The following is a 17,808-nucleotide window of genomic DNA, read 5'->3' on the forward strand; positions in this document are numbered from 1 at the left end:
GGCGCTTGGGAACGCGACGTTGGTCAGACTGCCTACCGGACAAATCGGCGGGAGGTCGATTAGGACGACGGCGTGCCCCCTGACCCGCTCAGGTCGAGCGGACCAAAGGCAAGGACGGCGTCGAGCTGGTGCATCACATGCTCGAAATCATGGCCGAGCATCGGCTCCCGTTCGCCGACCTTCTCCGCAAAGGCCCGGTGCAGGAGCACGCGCGAGCGTGCGCTGGGGGTCCGATAAGCGAAGGCGACCTTTTCCGGAGAGTCGAGTCCCCGGCGGATTGCATATGCGAGGATCTCGAGCACCGCAGGATTGGCGGCAACTTGGCCTTTGGCTGCCAGGACTTGCTGGATGATCTCCGATGCTGCCGACGCGACCATGTACAGCTGCCGGTTGGCAATTTGATTGATGAGATCGCGCGTTCGCTTGCAGACGCCGATCGTCGCTGCAGGTACGCCGAGCGCCACCTCAATCTGATTGAAAGGCTCGCCCCTGAGCCACGCTGCCAGCCCAGTCTTTAGCCTCGCCATTTCCTGCCCGGAGCTCGCCCCGCCCGTCTTGGATCCGCGTGTCACGGCTTTGACGGTTTCCACGGCCGATCCGAATAGCAGTGAATAGCTGTCGCGATCGGCGATCATGAAATCGATAAGCCACTCCATCCAACCGCAAACGGTCGATGGCAGAGCGTCGATCTCCGCCTCGACTTTGGCGGCAATGGCCGCCAGCGGCTCCACCGCCAGACCTGTGAACGCGGCGACCTGCATGACCTGCGCCGAAGTTTCCTCCGTCGTTGCATCGAGCGCCGTCTTCAACGCTCCAAGTTTGGCATCGAAAGCGGCATTTTCCTTTGCCTGCCTTGCCTGATATCCCGCGAAAGAGCGGCTGATCATTTCGACAGCTTTGTCGACCGCCGCATCCTCAGGCTCGCCCGCACGAAGCCGACTGAGAAAATAGCGGACTCCAGCTCCCGACAGTTCGCCGTTCTGGATGCTGTCCAGCAGTGCGGTCAGCGGGTCGTCGATCCGTACGCACTGGTCGTTCGGGGGGAGCACCGCCTTGAGCATCTTGAATGCCTCATCCTCAGGGGTGGCGTTCGCGTCGAAATGCACGACTGGTTCGGGGATTAACAAAACCGTGCCATTGGCAAGATGGCCGGCGCGCCCAGCCCGTCCGGCTGCGTTCAAGATCTCATGGCCTTCGAGCGGTTTGCGACCCTCTTCGTTGTGCCGCATCGTTCCAGCAAGGATTGCGACCTGCGCTGGCAGATTCATCCCCTGTGCAAGGGTCGGTGTTGCAACAATCACGTTCACGCCCGTGGATTTCTTGAACACTGATTCAGCGAGACGCCGTTCTAGGGGGATCATATCGCCGTTGTGCGGTATCGCAGGGGCGGTCGGATCAAACAGGGAACAGCTTGCGGCACCAAGCTCCGAAATCGCATCGACCCATAAACTATTCTCGGATTCGGTCAGCTCCGGTGGGGAAGGCAGCTTGCCACGAAGCCGTTTCGCCGTCGACGGCGCATGATCCGCCTGCTGCACGAACATAATTGTCTTGAGACCAGCTATCGCTGCGCTCTTAGCCAAGGCTGCGCCGACGTCGTTCGCGTTCGGAGTCGCGCCGCCCGTGCCATGGGCGAGCGCGACGGGTACGTCCGAAAGCCTAACGAGCCGCGTATCGGTCGGGACCGATTTGACCCACGCATGGTGCAGCCCGAAGAGCGCATACGGGTCGGCATTCAGCGGTGGCGCCCGATAGGCCTTCTTAAGACGCTTCTTCCGCCGGACGATTACGTCAGCCGCATCGACTTGCTCTTTGGGATAGATCACCACGCCGCGGGCCTGACGGCTTGGCTTCCACGGATCATGGAAACCTTCACATGGGCGCCCAGTGATCGTGGTGAGCCAATCTGCCACTTCTTCGGCATTCTGGAGCATGGCGGATAACAGCAGAAGGTCGGCATCAGGGGCCCGTTTAATGGCGTGAAGCAGGCAAAGCATCGCGTCAACGCTACGAGACCCGCCACCTTTTGGGCTCAACAGATGACATTCGTCGAAAACCAGTAGCCCAATGTCGCTCATGTCGGTTTCGGCAAAACTGAGAAGGGCCAGGCACCGCTCTGGCGTCATGACCTCGATCGACTCTAGTTCGGGTCCGCGGATCAGGGCGGTGAGATCGCCGTCCGCCGACACCACGCTGTCGATTAGCGTCTCCGGGAAACTCTCGGCCAGATCGTCGCGGAGCTGATCGACCAACGCCAGTGTGGGCACGAGAAAGATGACTTTCTTGCCCGCGGACAGCGTCGATGCGATCTTGAGTTCGGAGAGGGTCGTTTTTCCCGCGCCTGTCGGAAGTACGAGCACCGCCGACTTGCCCACATCTAGAAACCCGGTCGCGACGGCCGCGCGGTGATTGGGCCAGAGAACCGGCTTACTCGCGGCACGGTGGCGAACCCATAGCTTCCAAGCCTGTTCCTCGGCGCCCGCGGGTGGCGGGATCCGCGTGACTCCAGAATTTTCGAGCCCGTCGGCGACGTGCGTCAGCAACCGGGCCAAATGACGCGGTCCGGCATAGCTGGAAATAATGTTCAGCCCAGAGCTTTCCGGGAGGTCGAGCGGGTGGGTCGCAAGTTCTACCACGCGAGCGAAAGCCTGTTGGGGCGTATCGAACGACTGGTAGGCGAGTTCGAGGTTCGGCCGATCGAGAAGGCGAGCGACCATTTGCACCAGCCCGCTCCAGCACAGTCCGTAGAGGGCCTGGGTGGCTCTTTCGTCGAACGGCGCCTCCGCTCCCGGCCTAAGCCTTGCCAAGCGCTCAGCACGTTCAAGGATCGCCTCGAATCGTTCCAAGGCAAGATCTTCGATGCTCTCAACGAGAGCGCCACGATGAATATCTTCGAGTCGTGGCCCGGCAAGTTCGCGCGCCGCCTCGCGAGCGTCGGGACTCTGCTCAGCTATGAGAAAGAGGAGCGGCGCCGAAACTCGCGGATCGATGGCGCGCGCCATCAGCAGATCGTCCCGCATCTCGAGTTTAGGGCGGACTCGCCCCAGAAGCTGGTAAGCCGTCCCTGCGACAAAAGCCGCCGCACGTCGCTCGTGGTCTTCGGCTCCATTGTCCACTAGAGCCTCGTAGATTGTCGCGATCCGCTCGATCCGCTCCAACTTGGCCAAGTAATCGGGCTGATCGGCGAGCACCGCAGCCCGTAATCTGAGTCCAGCGAGCTCTGCGTAGATTCCGGTCAACTCCTGCGGGAGTAATGCCGGATCAACCCCGGAGATGGCCGGCGCGGTGCGGAGCAACGCTGCAGTCTGGGCGTCAAACATCGAACCTCGCAATCTGCGTCCAAACGCGATTGGCGAACTCGGCAAACCAGGCCCGAACGTCGTCGAGCGGCAGCGTATTGCCACGACGGACATCGGTCGCAACGGAGAGAGTGTCGTAGTCCTTGAACAGCGCCACGCATTTTTCCGCAGGGAAAACGGAGGGACTTACGGACAGCGACGCCTCGAACGCCAAGGGGCGGCTTTGTATGAGCGTGTCGTAAGCAGCTTTGAGTTGCGCGCCAGCAAGACCATAATTCTCCAACAGTGCGAGGACTGCCTGCGCGAGCTGGTTGTCGCGTTCGCCGGAAATATACTCACGGAAGGATTTCAGAACCTGGCTCTGAAATTTCTGCCGCGCGTGGATCGTGCATTTATATTCGTAGACGGTGGCTTTCGTCAGCGTCTTGGTCGCGGGGTCCACCGTCACCTTTACGCCGTCGGTGCCTTGATTGGTCGACTTGAGATGCGAATGGTCGATCTTTTCGTCGCCAGTCTTCCCTTTGCCAGCCGCTACCCAGCAGATGATCTCGAACAGCAGGCCGTCGCGATGCTCGATGCCTTTATCCGTCGTGGGGTGAAGATCCTTTTCCAAGGTCGCCTTCAGTTTCGCAGTGATCTTTGGCGCACCGAGCTGCGTACCCTCCAGGATCAAGGCTGCGTGGAAGGCTTGCCCGATCAAGACCAACGCCACCAAATGGGCAAGCTCGTCAGGGCCATTGACGACCCATTGCTCTCCCTCGCATTGGGGAAGCGCGGACATCGGATTCAAGGTCAACGGCATGGTTCAATCAGGTCCCAAGCAACATTCGAAAATCGTCGACGCCATGATCTCGCATCGCTTGGATCACAGCGATCCGGGTTTTTCGATCCGTTTTGGCATCTTCGACGAACCGGGTGCTCCGTAATTCTGCAACGTAAGTTTCGCTCATCTCGTGGTAAAGAGCACCCGCGATGACGGCTGCAAGATACCAGTCGAACGGTTTCAGTCGTTCGTCTCGCGCGGTTGCGAGGTAGGTGCTCGCCTCGATATCGGAGCCTAGAGCGGACGCACCGACAGCGAAGCGATCGTCGCGGCGATAGCCGTAGCCACGACCTTCATAGCGATCGAGAGCATCTCGCTCCGAAACGTCGATCGCGAAAAGCACACCTGGCACATTAGACCCGAGGACCGGGACCAATGTCGCCTTCCCTGATCCATCAATGCTCGGCTTTGTGAACTCCAGGCCGAAGTTCGCCGCTAAGCCGGTTCCAATCAGCTTGGCCGAGGGACACCGATCCAGCAACCGCTGAGGCAACATGTTCGATCCATATGCGAAGTAATAGAAGGTCATTTCCCATTCGGTCTTTCGTCAATATGATAGTCAATACTGCACCTGAACTTGACCAATGTGAAGTGCCTTGTAGCGAATTCTCACGGAGGTTCATTGTGCGTGGCCGAGTGTCGGCTTTTCTCTCCGGCTTGCCAAGATTGGACGGGCAGCAACCGCCCCGAACGGTCTGTCCAAGCCTCGAGGCACTCAAAGACATCCTGAATGTCCGCTTTAGCTTACGGCTCTAGAGATCTCGCATCTGCGGACAATGACCGCAATCCGCCCGAAACGGCCGTGATTGACAATCTCAGATATTCAATCTGGAGCAAAAGACTCTGTTTGGCAGCGAGGCAAATGCGATGCCAGAGAAAATTGGTGAAGCCTTTGAAGCTGAAATGAACCGATTATTTGAAGACTGACTGCTTTAACGAGGCGGTCAGTCTCTGGATGCTTTCCTACGACGGGTTGCTTTTGGCTTCTCTTCAGGAGGCCACGGAGCTCCGAGGATCCATCCCTCAACCAAACCGGTTGCTGCAATCGGTTCTGGTTCCGGGGCGGCAAAGGCAGTTTCCAGTTCTCCTGATTTGTCTGCTTCTTGCAGCCATTGGGCGACAGAATAGGCGTCGTGTTGATCCGGAGTGCGGTCTTTTCGAGGATAGGAGAAACTCCAGAGGCGGGGATAAGCCTCGGCGATGACTGAAGAACCCTCTGGTGGTGTCCATCCATCGAAGGGCCAGAAATGCAATTGGGGTCGCGCTTCTCGTATACGCCTTAGCCAGGGAATGCCCGAATGGGTGGACTTTGCGACTGATCCCTGCACATCGAAATGAAACACTGATTTTGCTGATCCGGTTGCCTCTTCGGTCAGGCGTCGCCAACGCCTTTCGCCCGTTCTTGCTGCTCCATTGCCGACACTGCCGTTTCGAACAAAATCGACATAGGTGTGAAGCTCGTCGGTTGGCCAGTGGACGCAAAAGTCGTCCAGGAAGACCTGCCAATCCGGCTCCAGCCTATGTCGCTCGAAATAGCGCATGGGAAAAGAGAAAGCGTGATCAATTCCGACAATTGTCGGAATGCTGCTGTCCAGCTCCTCAGTCAACCATTCCGCAAGGCCGCGCCGGGTCCAGTATTTCTTGGGACCGGGGGGAGGGAGGACTTCCTCTGCCTCATTGTCGTCAATGGTTTGATAAACCCGTAGTCCCTTGAGACTTGCCTCTGCTGTTTCTGCTCCAGAGTAATCAATGCCAATGGTTCTTTTGAACCTGCGTGCTGGGCTTGTCATTGGAAGCTTGCCTGAAAGTTTGTGGCGGTGAGAGACACGTGGGCGTCGAGAGGTGGGCGCAATTCGAATGCCTTTGGCCCGCGTGCAAATTCGTAGAGCCGTAGCAGATACCAATGCTCTCGCCTCTCGTCAGCAAACTCAAGCTCGTTACGGGAGATATGGAACGGTGTCCGCTCCCACCCGTTTGTGGTCTTAACCTCGATTAGGCGATCCTTGCCTTCGGGGGTGAAACTGGCGATATCATATCCGGCCCCATCACCGTCTTCCTTTGAAACCCAACGAACGCGTCGTGCGAGATCATCCCTGCCGCTTTGCTGAAGCGTCATGCGTTCATGGTGAAATACGCGCTCCTCGCCTGCATGCCCCAAAGCGCGATTGCGCTCATCCCGGCCAGCAACATCGAAGCGGCGAGCAACACGCTGCATCTGTTCGACTTCATCTGAGGGAGGCGCATTGCGCATGGTTGGGGCCACGCCGATGTAAAGGGCTCCTGCTTCGGCCAGTTGGAGACTTTCTGTTTGATGCAGAGAGGCTTCCCATTCCGGATGGTGTGCAAGCCATCTGGAAATGGCCTCTGCAAGTGTCATCTGAAAATTGAACCGAGGCTTGTAGCCTTTAATGGTCGGAAGCCCAAGGCCGACGCAAGCCGCAGACACGTTGCACAGTTTGAACTCGTTTGAGCCGCGGCTGCGACCAATCTGCTCTTGCAATGCCCTGTTCATTGCCGCTTTGTTGTAGCTACGCCCCGACAGTTCATCACTCAGCATCATGAAATAGGATGCCACGGTGATGTCGTTTTCGGTGTCTGACCAATTCTCTGAACTCATAACGGGAAACTACCGTGGGATTGGCGGGGTGTCATAGTGGTTGCAGCTACAATGTCCATACATAAGTTGATTAAAATAAAGCCGGTATTGATACATTCAACACAAAAGATAGAATGGTGAAAAACACTCCGCAGAGTTGAGGTTGGAATTGAGAATAATCGATAATATTACGAATTTGCTCGGAGAAGATATTAAGGAAAACCTTGATCAAACGAGCAAGCTCTCTGTTGCTGCCGCTGTTTTTTCAATATACGCTTTTGAAGTTTTCAAGGGGCAATTGGAAGAAATCGAAGAATTTAGGTTCATATTCACTACACCTTCGTTTATTCCGAATGGTTCTGTCGACAAATTGCACAAAGAAAAAAGGCAGTTTTTCATCCCTGGTGAAGCTAAGCCTATTGGCGTTGCTGGTGGGGAGTTTGAAATACAGCTGCGGAACAAGATGACGCAGAGAGCTGTTGCCAGAGAATGTGCAGCATGGATTCGAAAGAAAGCTAAATTCAAGACCAACGCTACCAACTCACCTATGCAACAGTTTGCCCATGTTGGAAATGAGAATGGCGCAACCGCATACATGCCAATATCGGGTTTCACTTCCGTAGATCTCGGATATCAGCGTGGTGACGCGATGTCGAACCTGACACAGGCTATGGATGAGCCGGAATTTACCAAAACATATCTGGGGCTTTTTGATCAACTCTGGAACGATGATCACAAGCTTCGTGATGTAACGAGCCAAGTTCTGGATCATATCGAAACCGTGTATCAGGAAAACAGCCCCGAGCGGATTTATTTCGTGATCCTATATAACCTGTTTTCCGAGTTTTTGTCAGAAGTCGATGAAGACGTTCTTCCTAACGAAAGAACCGGTTATCAAGAAAGCCTTGTTTGGAAAAAGCTATTTAATTACCAGAGAGATGCAGCTGTCGGGATAATAAATAAGCTTGAAGCGTATAATGGTTGTATTCTTGCCGACAGTGTGGGCCTTGGAAAAACGTTCACAGCTTTGGCAGTGATTAAATATTATGAGTTGAGAAACAAAGACGTTCTTGTTCTCTGTCCGAAGAAGCTTGCAGACAATTGGCGTAACTACAACGCGAATTTGACAACCAATATCTTTTCAAAAGACCGTTTTCGATATGATGTTCTTTGTCATACGGATCTTTCCCGCACATCCGGAGAATCTTTCGGCATTCGCCTGGATCGGATCAATTGGGGCAATTATGACCTTGTTGTGATTGATGAATCTCACAATTTTAGGAATAACGACGTCTACAAGGATCGTGAAACTCGATATCAGCGGCTTATGAACAAGGTCATTCGGTCCGGTGTCAAAACCAAGGTTCTCATGCTTTCGGCCACACCGGTCAACAACCGCTTCACAGATCTTCGCAACCAGCTAGCCCTTGCCTATGAAGGTCATTCAGATGATCTGAGCAAGAATTTGCGGACGAAAACGAGCGTTGAAGAGATTTTCCGCCGAGCCCAAACAGCATTCAATGCTTGGTCCGAGCTGCCGCCGGCAGAAAGAACAGCTGCCACCATCCTCAAAAGGCTTGATTTCGATTTCTTTGAGTTGCTCGATGCAGTCACAATTGCTCGGTCTCGCAAACATATCGAAACCTTCTATGACACTGCCGACATTGGGAAGTTTCCAACACGCAGGAAACCTCTGTCCCATCAGCTTCCTATCACGAAACGCGATGACGTAGTGAGTTTCAACGAAATATACAGCCAGCTGAGCATGCTGAAGATGGCTGTATACGCTCCAGTCAATTATATCTATCCGAGCCGGGTGAAAAAGTACGAAGATCTTTACGACACCAAGACAGAAGGAGGCAAAGGAACCCTCCGGCAGGCTGACCGCGAAAGAAGCCTTCAAGCTCTCATGACGACGAATTTGTTGAAGCGCCTTGAGAGTTCTGTACATGCCTTTCGAATGACGCTTGCTGCTCTTTCCAGCAATATTTCCAATACGCTCGACTCGATCAAACGATTTGAACAATTTGGTGCGTCTGATAGTGAATTTGACTTGGTTGTCGATGAGGACCTTGCTGAAGAGGATGATGATCTTTCAGGCTTCTCCGTTGGCAAAAGCGTCAAAATCGCCCTAGCCGATATGGACATACAGGCATGGAAACAGGAGCTGGTAGCTGATCAGGCAATAATCGACGGCTTGATTGACGAGATGCAGAAAGTGAAGCCCGCAGATGACGCTAAGCTGCAGCATTTGATGGCGGAAATTTCCGACAAGATGGCGCACCCCATCAATCCTGGCAATCGCAAGGTCATTGTCTTTACCGCGTTTGCAGATACAGCAAACTATCTTTACAGCCAGCTCGCCCCACATTTTGCAAAATCGGATAACGCTCAAACCGGATTAGTGACAGGCTCTGGCAACCCGAAGACAACCTTGAGCAAGCCTTATGATTTCCAGTCTGTTTTGACCCTCTTCTCGCCCATTGCGAAGGAGAAGGACAAGATCTTACCGAATGAGACAGCGGTTCTCGACATACTGATTGCGACTGACTGTATTTCCGAAGGCCAGAACTTGCAGGATTGCGACTACCTCATCAACTATGACATTCACTGGAACCCGGTTCGGATCGTACAGCGGTTCGGGCGAATAGATCGAATTGGATCGCCCAACACATCCATTCAGCTTTCCAACTATTGGCCGGATATTTCACTCGACGAATATATCAATCTCAAGGAGCGGGTTGAAAACAGGATGCACATTGTCGATGTGACGGGCACAGGCGAAGACAATGTCTTAACTGCGAAGAGTTCAGAGACCGCCTACCGCAAGGAACAGCTACAGCGCCTTCAGAATGAGGTTATTGAACTTGAAGACGTCAAAACAGGTATTTCCATCACTGATCTCGGGTTGAATGACTTCCGAATGGATCTGCTCAATTACATCAAGGAAAATGGAGAGCTGGGAGCCGTCCCGAACGGACTGCACGCTGTTGTCCCCTCCGATGCTGATATTGGTCTGGTGCATGGTGTCATTTTTGCGCTGCGCAACATCCACGACACAGTGAATATAAACCAGCAAAACCGCCTTCATCCTTATTACCTGGTCTACATTTCCGATGATGGAGACGTCATCGTGGATCAGACGCAGGTGAAACGGTTGCTCGATCTTGTTCGCACCAGTTGCAAATCCAATTCTGTTCCGATCGAGACACTCTGTGACGCCTTCAATAAAGAAACCAAAGACGGTCGTCAGATGGAGAAATATTCAGCTCTGTTGAATGAAGCGATCCGTTCGATGATCGAGATTAAAGAAGAGCGAGATATAGACAGTCTCTTTGCCGGTGGCCATACGACGGCTTTGACACACACGATTGCTGGTCTTGAAGATTTCGAGTTGATCGCCTTCATCGTCGTGAGGGATCCGGCATGAGTGCTCTCTTTCGCTATCCTGATCAGGCAAGGCTGAAGCGGATTGTGCCCAAGTCGCGCGTCTATGAAGCGGTTGGGGCCAGCACGGCGCTCAAGGAGCGTTTCGTGCGTGAGCTCGATCAGATCACATGGGCCTATAAGCTGGCTCCTGAAACCATCAATTTGCCCGCCACCAAACAGGTCCCGGAACTTCAGGTGTTTCTGCTGACGCTTAAGGCACCTCAGCTTCACGACGATATCTTGCGTGCAGTGGATAGGGCGATCCCTTTCCCATTGGTTTTCGAGCTCTCTTATGAGGGACAGATACAGGTTGCTGCGGCGAGAAAGCGTCCATCCGAGGCCGACAGCTCCAAATGGGTGCTGGGGGACTATCTGAGGACAGGCTGGTTCCCCGAGGAAAGCGAGCGAACAACTTTGCCGGTGTCGTTGAATCTTGGCGGGCTTTATGAGCAGATTTTGACAGCATTGATCCCGATCGCTCCGGCTAAGAATGAGGATTTCGAGGCAAGGCTCGCGAGGCTTGAGGTAATGCAGGCAAAAGAACGCGAGATCAACCAATTGAAATCAAAGTTGAAACGTGAAACGCAATTCAATATCAAGATGACATTGCATGGCGAGCTGCAGGAAGCGCAAGCTGCTTATGACTATTTGAAAAAGCCGGAATAACACGTCAAATGACGATGTGATGCAGGCTTGGGGCCTTGAGTGAATGGCCAAAGGGAAGATCATGACTGACGAAATCGAGACGCTGAAGATGCATAGCCCAGACCTGACGCAGGACAATATTGCCAAGATCAGGACGCTCTTTCCGGGCTGCGTCACCGAGGCTCGCGGTGAAGATGGCAAACTCTCGCTCAAGGTCGATTTCGATCAGCTGAGACAGGAACTCTCGGACAGCATCGTTGAAGGCCCGCAGGAAAGGTATCACCTCGATTGGCCTGGCAAACGAGAAGCTTTGATTACGGCAAATGCACCAATCGCCAAGACGCTGCGCCCATGTCGCGAAGAGAGCGTTGATTTCGATACAACGAAAAACCTGTTCATCGAAGGCGACAACCTCGAAGCGCTGAAGCTGCTGCAAGAGACGTATCTCGGTAAGGTCAAGCTGATCTATATTGACCCTCCCTATAATACAGGTAATGATTTTATTTATCACGACAAATTCGTCGAAAGTGGAAGTTTTTACTTGAATAAAACAAATCAAATTGATTTTGAAGAAAATAAATTAGTTTCAAATCCATTATCTGATGGGAGATATCATTCGAATTGGCTCAATATGATGTTTCCTAGATTGATTGTTTCAAGAAATTTGCTTTGTGATGGAGGGGTAATACTAATTAGCTGCGATGATGTCGAATGCCACAATATTCGAAAGATTTGTGACGAAATATTTGGAGTGTCAAATTTCATTGCCCAATTTGTTTGGAAGGCAAGGCAATTTACTGATACGAGAGCGAAAACAAATGTTTCGACAGATCATGAATACATTGTCGCTTATTCTAAGAGCGGAGACACTACTCTTCATGGGGTCAAGCGAGACGAAAATAAATTTGCAAATCCTGACAGCGATCCCAGGGGGCCGTGGATGAGCCGCAGCATCCTAGGACTAGCAACCCAGAGCCAACGACCAAACCTTCATTATGATATCGTGGAGCCTCTGACTTCGCGTGTTTTTCCTCCTAGTCCGGCATCGGGATGGAGGTATTCAAAAGAAAAAATGGATAGCCTAATTAAAGAAGGATGTATCATATTTCCGAAAAAAGATGACGGTAGGCCAAGAGAGAAAAAATTCCGTAAAGACATGACATCCGAAATGATCGCCTTTCGATCTGTAATTGATGACGTGTTTACTGCTGACGGAACAAAAGACCTCAGAGACTTGTTTTCTGATGATGTTTTTCCGTTTCCTAAGCCGGTCAAACTTATTCGAAGTTTAATCGAACAAGTTGCTGACGAACCAGAGGATATTATCCTCGATTTCTTTGCTGGATCTGGAACTACGGCTAATGCAACGATTGATTTAAGCGCTATTGATGGTATAAATCGCCATGTTATATCAATTCAACTTCCAGAAAAAATTTCTGAAGGAGAAGCTTCCGATAAATTCGGATTTAAGAGTATAGCTGATCTGTCAAAGGAACGCATTCGCCGCGCAGGCGAAAAAATCCTTGAAGGTGAGAGCCACCCTGATTGGAACAAGGATGTTGGCTTCCGCGTGCTCAAGATCGATAGTTCCAATATGGCGGACACCTTCTATACGCCTGACCAAACCGCGCAAGGCAATCTTCTTGCCAGCATTGATAATATCAAGTTAGACCGCACACCGGAAGATCTGCTGTTCCAGGTGCTGATCGATTGGGGCGTTGATCTGACCTATCCCATCACTCGAGAGACACTCGACGGCAAAACCGTTTTCAGCGTCGCTGGCACCGCTCTGATGGCCTGTTTCGACAATGGTGTCGATGAAGCGTTGGTGAAAAAGCTGGCGGAACGAAAGCCAATGCGCATTGTCTTCAAGGATACCGGCTTCAAGGATGACGCGACCAAGATTAATGTTCGACAGATCTTCAAGGCTCTTTCGCCAGACACTGAAGTGAAGGCGATTTGAGATGAAGATCAAGTTCAAATCGCAACCCTATCAGCTTCAGGCCGTTGATGCTGTTGTGGACTGTTTCAAAGGACAGCCTCGTCAGGACTATCTGAAATACACCATCGACCCCGGCGTGAGGAAACAGTACCGCACGGCGGAAGACGGCTTTGGAAATGCGGATATTCAACTGCCTAAAGATGCTCTGTTGAACAATATCGCTGCCGTTCAGCGCGGTGCCATGCTGCCTCAATCCGAGACGCTCACCCATTACGTCGATAACAACGGCAAAAAGAAGCCAGCCACCTATAAACCCGGTGCTAAACTCAATCTCGATGTTGAAATGGAGACCGGCACCGGCAAGACATATGTCTATATCCGAACCATGTTTGAATTGCATAAGCGCTATGGCTGGTCGAAATTCATCATCATGGTACCAAGCATCGCCATTCGGGAAGGTGTGGCCAAGTCACTGCAGATGACCGCCGAACATTTTCAGCAGGAATATGGCAAGAAGATCCGGGCGTTCGTCTACAATTCCAAGCGTCTACATGAGTTGGAGAGTTTTTCGTCCGATGCCGGCATCAATGTGATGGTGATCAACGTTCAAGCCTTCAATGCGACGGGTGCAGACAACCGACGCATTTATGATGAGCTTGATGACTTCCAGTCTCGCAAACCGATCGACGTGATCGCCAAGAACCGCCCGATCCTCATTATCGACGAACCCCAGAAGATGGAAGGCCCTGCCACGCAGAAGGCCTTGCCGCAATTCAATCCTCTATTCATCCTGCGGTATTCTGCTACCCACAAGACCATCCATAACAAGGTTCACCGGCTAGATGCGGTGGACGCATTCAATCAGAAACTTGTCAAGAAAATCGAAGTCCGAGGGATTGAGACCAAAGGTCTGAGCGGCACGAACGCCTATCTCTATCTGGAAGGGATCGAGATCTCAAAGACAGCGCCCATTGCACGCGTTGAACTGGAAGTAAAAACAGGCAGCGGAATCAAACGCGTCCTGCGCAAGCTGGAAAAGGGGCGTGACCTGCTCGATGTTTCCAAGGGGCTGGAGCAATATCGAGGCTTTGTTGTCAGCGAGATCGATGCTCGGGATGACACCATTCATTTCACCAACGGAGAGATCCTGTCGGCTGGTCAGGCAACGGGTGACGTTACCGAGCGGGACGTCCGCCGTATTCAGATCCGAGAGACTATCTCTGCCCACCTGAAACGAGAGCAGGTGCTTTTCGATAAAGGCATTAAAGTCCTCTCTCTCTTCTTCATCGATGAAGTGGTCAAATACCGCGACTATGGCCAATCCGATGAAAAAGGGGAATATGCGCGTGTGTTCGAGGAAGAGTATGAGAACGCCAAGAATGACTTTCTGGGCGAGCTTCCTCTTGAGAATGAAGACTATCGAAAGTATCTGGCCGGAATAGATGGAGCCAAGACCCACAGGGGGTATTTCTCGATCGACAAGAAAGGTCACATGACAGATCCGAAAGCTGCTGCGCGTGGTGAGCTTCAGGGTCAGTCTACCGAACCGAGCGATTATGATCTTATTCTGAAAGACAAAGAGCGCTTGTTGTCCTTTGAGGAGGCAACGCGGTTCATCTTCTCGCACTCGGCCCTGCGAGAAGGTTGGGACAACCCCAACGTATTTGTGATGTGCATGCTGAAGCACAACGAGAGCCAGAACACGATTTCACGGCGCCAGGAAGTGGGAAGAGGCCTGAGAATTTCTGTCAACAGGAACGGCGATCGGATGGATGCCGCTGCCACTGTTCACAACATAAACATTCTGACGGTCGTTGCGAGCGAAAGCTATAAAGGCTTTGTTGATGGCCTTCAGCAGGAAATCGTCGAGAACCTGTCAGAACGTCCACGGTTTGCCAATGCCGAATATTTCGAAGGCAAGACTTTGAAAAACGAGACTTCCGAGTTGGTGGTCGATAAGGCACTTGCAGGTAAACTCGAGTTTTATCTCATCAAGAACGGCTATGTAGACGAAGAACGTCACATCACGGATCTCTACCACGAGGCAAGAAAGGGCAGCACGCTCGCCGAACTACCTGAAGCATTCGCTGGACATGAAGAAGATGCCCTTGCTCTTATCGATACAGTCTTCAATGGCAAGTCTGTGTCCGACATGTTCAATAACGGCAGAGCACCCAAGAAGAACCCATTGAATGCGAATTTCCAAAAGAAGGAATTCCAAGAGCTCTGGAGCCGTATTAAGCGCAAAGCTGTCTACCAGGTCGATTTTGACACCGCTGTTCTTGTAAAAAGTTGCATCGCGAGCCTTGAAAAGAATCTCAGGGTGTCCCCGCTTCAATATCTTGTAACAGAAGGCGCACTGACGGATGACGTAACTAATGACGCCTTGCGTTCGGGTACGGCCTTCAAACAGGGCAAAATCCGCTCTGAGCAGGGGCAAAGTGTTCATTCCCGCGTTAGTTATGACATTTTGGGAAACATTTCCGAAAATACAGATCTGACCCGAAAGACTGTTGCTGCTATTTTGGCTGGTATTCAAACTGCCATATTTGATCAGTTTGCCGTTAATCCCGAGCAGTTCATTGCAGACGCTTCCCACCTGATCAATGAACAAAAGGCAGGCGCAATCATTGAACAGCTCACTTATAACGCCATCGAAGACGCCTACGAATCAACGATATTCACGGCAGGTGAGACGGGGAACGATTTCAAGAAAGCGACAGAAAAGCTCAATAATCATGTCTATGATTATGTCATTGCAGATTCAGACGTTGAGAAGAAGTTCGCTAGAGACCTTGATACCAGCAGCGAAGTCGTCGTCTATTCGAAGCTTCCAAAGGGCTTTTTGATCCCGACACCAGTCGGTGACTATAACCCCGATTGGGCTATCGCTTTCAAACGTGGTGATGTCAAACACCTGTATTTTGTTGCGGAGACCAAATCTGAGCATCCCTCTATGAAAATGAGAGAGATCGAAAAGGCAAAAATTGAATGTGCGAGGAAATTCTTCAAAGAAATCAGAGAGTGTATTGAGACCGACAAGGTTTGCTACGATGTCGCTACAAGCTATGCCGATTTAATCAGTCTTGTTAAATCAGCAGCGTGATGACTGGTGGTGGCTTTTCGTGGTGGTTTGAATTCAACTAGATGTGTCTTTTTAGCATGAAGGCATAAATACGGAAGGCTGACAGCTGCCGGTGAGATTTTGGCAAATCTGAGCACTTTTTTATCTCATTGACAGCTGTCAATGAGATAAAAATCTTCTTGCTGAGGACGTCAGGAAGAGGGGCGTCTGGTCTTCAGCTATTCTTTGCATGGACTACTTCCTGTAAACGCTGATCTCCGCTGTCACTGTATGTTTGGCTTAGCATGAACGATGCCTTCGGTATCATGCCATTCAGGTTCCCTTTTGAAAGTCTCATAGAGTTCAGGCAATTTCCTCGCGACAAATTCTGCAAATGCTCGATCGGGCATTTGGATATCCGAGCGTATGGCTTTGTGGGTCAAGGTGGCAAGCTTGGTGTTGCCCGACATCACGGTAGTGGGGATTGGAAGAGCGGGTTTCGCTTCGATCTCTTTGATAAGATGCGAAAACCGCTCATCTGATGAAGCAATGTCCGAGAAGGATTTGCCTTCGATTATTTGTCTTGCATTATCGAGATTTTCTGGCTGCGCCAGTAGATCAGCCAAATTCTGCCAGCGAGGGCGCCCAATTTTGGGTGCACAGCCGACTCTTTCAATTATGTCATTAGGGATTTTCTCGCTGATGACCTTCAGTCGCGAGGCTTCTGTTGTGTCGACTGACAGAGCAGACATGACCCGGGCATTAGCCTGTTCGTATTTGGGGACCATTTTGAATAGATGTCCGGCAAGGCGGACCTTTTCTATATAGGTCGCGTCTCTCCGGTAGCTGTTCTCTCTGCCTTGCTCCATCAGAAGATCGATGTCATCGAGGTCTTTGACAATGCCCTTTATGTATGTCTCGGCCATGCCTCTGGCTGCCATCAGGCGTCTGGTACCGCTCACCACTTGGTATCGTTCGCTGACTTCCGGATGGGGCCTGACGATGATCGGTACATCCTGACCGTCGTTCTCCATGGACTTGCTCAGTCCTTCGATCTCATTGATGTTAGAGTCATCTTCTAGGCGATGAGGAAATGGCGAGGGGTCGATCTTGGATGTCGGAATATTGATGACTTTGCCGCCGAAAATTTCCGAGCTGTATCTGTCGGCTTCAGAACGCTTCAAATCTTCCCGCGTATCGTCGGTGTGTTGCGTCGGAAGGGAAGCCTTGCTCGCCTTGCGCAACAGGGCCGCCATCCGAATGAAGAGCCTCTTTTGCGGCTCCAGAAGGCTTTCATTATTGGCAAGCTCCGAAAGCCCATTTCCGAGAACTAAAGCGCTCCCATCCAGAAATGGTGCCAATTGCAATAGAAGGTCTGGATACCGGCTTTTGAGCAATCTTGCGGAGACCAACGCTTCATGAATTGCATGAGTATTCTTCGAATTTCCATGGAGGATAAGGGTAGCAACCAAGATTACGGCAGACAGCTTCTCTCCGGCTTCCTCACAACTCTGCGGATGGCTGGGGTCATTGCTTTCGCACTTATCGGTCATCACATCTTGGCAAAGCAATGCAGCAAACGGCGCTTTGGTTAATTCAATGTTTGCGAGAGTTTCCTTACTCCTGATGTCAGTCCCCTGCTGAGTATCGATATCGGAAGTAACTTTTTCCAAAACCTCCTCTGCACACTGCAGCCAATCGGTTTCTTGCAATGGAAATGCAGCCAACTGGCGTTGAGCTATTCTTTTAAGAGGTGCGAGGTCGTCGGTATTTACAGTGCCGAATAATGGATGCTGCTTTTTGCCTGTCATTTATGGACTTCCTATATCGTAATGTGACCGCAAGCGCGGTTGAAATTTTATCACGTAGGTAGATGGGATCGTTGCCTCGCAGAGAAAAACAGAAAACGCGAAATTTATTGGCCACCACGGCAAACGCCATACTGGGTGAAACCGACGATCTCAGGTTAAAATCAAGTCTCGGTTTTGTATGTCTCAACAAGTATGATTA

10 protein-coding genes are annotated in these 17,808 nt (G+C 51.6%); 4 read left to right on the top strand and 6 right to left on the bottom strand.

Annotated elements, in window-relative coordinates; genetic code table 11:
* Positions 1–59: 59 nt before the first annotated feature.
* The 5 genes from DSL70_RS20430 to DSL70_RS20450 form a co-directional block, all read right to left on the bottom strand.
* Positions 60–3,320: a DEAD/DEAH box helicase gene (locus tag DSL70_RS20430; protein WP_119309838.1), complete on the bottom strand. Its 3,261-nt coding sequence runs from the start codon at positions 3,318–3,320 to the stop codon at positions 60–62.
* Positions 3,313–4,101, bottom strand: a complete 789-nt coding sequence (locus DSL70_RS20435) for a hypothetical protein (protein ID WP_162916957.1) — start codon at positions 4,099–4,101, stop codon at positions 3,313–3,315. Before DSL70_RS20435 ends, DSL70_RS20430 begins: the two co-directional genes overlap by 8 nt.
* Positions 4,102–4,108: 7 nt before the next feature.
* Positions 4,109–4,651 (bottom strand): gamma-glutamylcyclotransferase family protein, encoded by a 543-nt coding sequence (locus tag DSL70_RS20440; RefSeq protein WP_119309840.1) that lies wholly within the window; start codon positions 4,649–4,651, stop codon positions 4,109–4,111.
* 415 nt (positions 4,652–5,066) lie between these two features.
* Positions 5,067–5,912, bottom strand: a complete 846-nt coding sequence (locus DSL70_RS20445; RefSeq protein ID WP_205563430.1) for a hypothetical protein — start codon at positions 5,910–5,912, stop codon at positions 5,067–5,069.
* Positions 5,909–6,739: a protein NO VEIN domain-containing protein gene (locus DSL70_RS20450; RefSeq protein ID WP_119309841.1), complete on the bottom strand. Its 831-nt coding sequence runs from the start codon at positions 6,737–6,739 to the stop codon at positions 5,909–5,911. Before DSL70_RS20450 ends, DSL70_RS20445 begins: the two co-directional genes overlap by 4 nt.
* A 148-nt stretch (positions 6,740–6,887) precedes the next feature.
* On the opposite strand from DSL70_RS20450, the gene DSL70_RS20455 reads away from it, so the two are divergent.
* From DSL70_RS20455 to DSL70_RS20470, 4 genes are all read left to right on the top strand, one after another.
* Positions 6,888–10,148 carry an SNF2-related protein gene (locus tag DSL70_RS20455; RefSeq protein ID WP_119309872.1) on the top strand — a complete coding sequence of 1,087 codons (3,261 nt, stop codon included), beginning with the start codon at positions 6,888–6,890 and terminating at the stop codon, positions 10,146–10,148.
* Complete coding sequence (locus tag DSL70_RS20460) at positions 10,145–10,813, top strand: DUF4391 domain-containing protein (protein ID WP_119309842.1); 669 nt, start codon at positions 10,145–10,147, stop codon at positions 10,811–10,813. Before DSL70_RS20455 ends, DSL70_RS20460 begins: the two co-directional genes overlap by 4 nt.
* A 61-nt stretch (positions 10,814–10,874) precedes the next feature.
* Positions 10,875–12,755 (top strand): site-specific DNA-methyltransferase, encoded by a 1,881-nt coding sequence (locus tag DSL70_RS20465; RefSeq protein WP_245418305.1) that lies wholly within the window; start codon positions 10,875–10,877, stop codon positions 12,753–12,755.
* 1 nt (position 12,756) lies between these two features.
* Positions 12,757–15,840 carry a type III restriction-modification system endonuclease gene (locus DSL70_RS20470; RefSeq protein WP_119309843.1) on the top strand — a complete coding sequence of 1,028 codons (3,084 nt, stop codon included), beginning with the start codon at positions 12,757–12,759 and terminating at the stop codon, positions 15,838–15,840.
* Between the two features lie 242 nt (positions 15,841–16,082).
* Here DSL70_RS20470 and repB read toward each other — a convergent pair whose 3' ends face one another.
* Positions 16,083–17,609 (bottom strand): plasmid partitioning protein RepB, encoded by a 1,527-nt coding sequence (gene repB, locus DSL70_RS20475; protein ID WP_119309844.1) that lies wholly within the window; start codon positions 17,607–17,609, stop codon positions 16,083–16,085.
* Between the last annotated feature and the right edge of the window lie 199 nt (positions 17,610–17,808).

It is taken from the genome of Cohaesibacter haloalkalitolerans, assembly GCF_003574655.1.
GTDB classification, from domain to species: Bacteria; Pseudomonadota; Alphaproteobacteria; order Rhizobiales; family Cohaesibacteraceae; genus Cohaesibacter; species Cohaesibacter haloalkalitolerans.

What these genes read in the sequence shown, in the direction of transcription:
- DSL70_RS20460 (WP_119309842.1), top strand. Translation starts at nt 10,145, where the DNA reads ATGAGTGCTCTCTTTCGCTATCCTGATCAGGCAAGGCTGAAGCGGATT.
- DSL70_RS20470 (WP_119309843.1), top strand. Translation starts at nt 12,757, where the DNA reads ATGAAGATCAAGTTCAAATCGCAACCCTATCAGCTTCAGGCCGTTGAT.
- DSL70_RS20440 (WP_119309840.1), bottom strand. Translation starts at nt 4,651, where the DNA reads ATGACCTTCTATTACTTCGCATATGGATCGAACATGTTGCCTCAGCGG.
- DSL70_RS20445 (WP_205563430.1), bottom strand. Translation starts at nt 5,912, where the DNA reads ATGACAAGCCCAGCACGCAGGTTCAAAAGAACCATTGGCATTGATTAC.
- DSL70_RS20430 (WP_119309838.1), bottom strand. Translation starts at nt 3,320, where the DNA reads ATGTTTGACGCCCAGACTGCAGCGTTGCTCCGCACCGCGCCGGCCATC.
- DSL70_RS20435 (WP_162916957.1), bottom strand. Translation starts at nt 4,101, where the DNA reads ATGCCGTTGACCTTGAATCCGATGTCCGCGCTTCCCCAATGCGAGGGA.
- DSL70_RS20465 (WP_245418305.1), top strand. Translation starts at nt 10,875, where the DNA reads ATGACTGACGAAATCGAGACGCTGAAGATGCATAGCCCAGACCTGACG.
- DSL70_RS20450 (WP_119309841.1), bottom strand. Translation starts at nt 6,739, where the DNA reads ATGAGTTCAGAGAATTGGTCAGACACCGAAAACGACATCACCGTGGCA.
- repB (WP_119309844.1), bottom strand. Translation starts at nt 17,609, where the DNA reads ATGACAGGCAAAAAGCAGCATCCATTATTCGGCACTGTAAATACCGAC.